Consider the following 2,146-nt stretch of genomic DNA (forward strand, 5'->3'; position numbering starts at 1 on the left):
GAAAGGAACAACGTAAAACAAGCTGAGAGGGTGATGCCGACGCAACACAAGAAGGGAAAAAAGAACGTGCACAAAAAACACGTAAGCCAACACGCGAACTACCACCAAGAACCATCGCCCATGAAACTTCGCGCAAGAGAAAACACTCCACGACGACCAACTATTCTTGTGGCGGGATGCGGCTTTGGCGGGCTGGAAGCTGCCGTGCTCCTCAAAAAGAAGCTTGGCGAGAACGCGCGCATCATCTGCCTCGACCGAAAAAAACATCACACGTACTACGGCGCCATCTTCGAACTCCTGCAAAAAGGAGTCGTTCCTGAAAACCTTCACACCTATTACGCCCGCGTCTTTCCTCCAAGGGGCATTTCCTTCTACCGCCGTGAAATAGTAGGACTCGATACGCGCCAGCGCAAGGTTATAACGAACAAAGAGGCCTTCCCGTACGACTACCTCATCCTCAACTTCGGGAGCGAGCCGTGTACGTACAACATTCCAGGATCACAGAACGCTATTCCTGTCAAGTCAGTCTCGTGTATAGAACTCCTCCAGCAACGCGTGCGAGAACGTCTTGATCACTATCAACGCTTCGGACGGTTCGCTCAGGAAGGAGACTCCACCATCGTCATGGTCGGGGGAGGCATCTCAGGCATTGAAGTCATGGCAGAGCTCCACTATTACCTCCGAGCAGAATGCACCAAGTACGGAGCGGACCCCGCTCTCTTCAAACTCGTTCTTGTTGAGAGGGCACCCTTCGTCGCTCCACTCTTCTCGCCACCGTGCAGGAAGAAGGTCGCACGCCACCTCAGAAGACTTGGCATCACCATCCACACCTCAGTTGCCGTCACGAGCGTTACGAAGACGAAAGTCCATCTCAGCGACGGGACGGCGATTCTTGCAGGAGTCGTGCTCTGGGCTGCAGGGCTCAAGCCAGCACGTGTTTGCACGAAGCTCTCACTTCCTCTTGACAGCCACGGCGCTCTCATCATCCGACCCGATCTTCGCGTGGAAGGCCAAACGCGCGTGTACGCTTGCGGAGACTGCACGTCATTCCAACCCAAACCCCTTCCTAAGCTCGCAACAGTCGCACTCGAACAAGGACGCCTTATTGCTAAAAACATCGTGCGGGACATAGCAGGGAAGCCGCTCAAACCGTACACGCCACCCGTGCATTACCTCGTCATCATTCATCTTGCAGGCAGGCAAGCGCTTCTCGTAAAGGGAAACGTCACCTGGCAGGGGAACATCCCCTACCTTCTCAAAAAAAAGCTTGGCGAAGCGTACCTTCACCGCTATGACGCCTGAGCCGCTCGTTGGCCAAAACGCCACAGGCCACAACGCTTATAAACACCCTTTTTGTTCCTACAAAGCGTCCTCACGCTCAACGTGAAGCACCTGTGTTTTCAAGCAGCAGCGGGGTGGGGCAGCTAGGAGTGCCCGTCGGGCTCATAACCCGGAGGTCGGAGGTTCAAATCCTTCCCCCGCTACTTTCTTTTTAATGGGAGCTAACACGCTAACGAAGCGTGAACTGAGCACCACATACTCATGACCGCTTTATTTCTTTATTTCTGAGGCAGCTGAGCGTTTGGAAGTAAAGGTTGCATTAGCCAGAGTGAAATGATGGAGAGCGCGGGAGTGGAGAGAGCTGGAGCAAACGGCGCGTAAATGCTTTTCAATCTTTTTAACCACTTTTTAACCCCATATTATTTCTATATGGAAACAAAATGTTTTTGAATGAGAACAAAAAACCCCCTTGCAAACATATCACGGGGCACCATGAACTCGTTCAAGAAAAAACCAAGCAAGTACCTCCAAGACATTTACTCAATAATGGAATTTCAAGACATCGGAGACCCGAACGTCATTGAAGAGCTACACGATACGTACCCTGACCTCGAAAAGAGAATGAAAGCCCTCATAAACAAAAAAGTAGTGAGAAACATGGAGGACGCAGCGTACTTTTTAGGTGTCGTCTCTCTCTACAACCCACACAGTACCGAAGCATTTTCAATGTTAGAAGAGCATGGCAGGCGAGCAGTTCTTCTCAACACAGAAGCAAAGGCAAAAGGTGCTCACGTCCCATGGGAGGGCATCTATCGCGAACAACTCAAAAATTGGAAAAAAAAAAGGGGCGAGGACGCCCCGAGCA

2 protein-coding genes and 1 tRNA gene are annotated in these 2,146 nt (G+C 51.5%); all 3 read left to right on the top strand.

Annotation, left to right across the window (positions count from 1 at the left end; all coding sequences use genetic code 11):
- Nucleotides 1-1,302, top strand: a 1,302-nt coding sequence (locus D6783_04445) for a hypothetical protein (protein RME52557.1), incomplete at its 5' end; no start/stop codon positions are given.
- 107 nt (nt 1,303-1,409) lie between these two features.
- Nucleotides 1,410-1,484 (top strand) — tRNA-Met (locus D6783_04450).
- A 247-nt stretch (nt 1,485-1,731) separates the two neighbouring features.
- Nucleotides 1,732-2,146, top strand: a 415-nt coding sequence (locus D6783_04455; protein ID RME52558.1) for a hypothetical protein, incomplete at its 3' end; no start/stop codon positions are given.

Source organism: Candidatus Woesearchaeota archaeon, assembly GCA_003694805.1.
GTDB lineage: Archaea > Nanobdellota > Nanobdellia > Woesearchaeales > J110 > J110.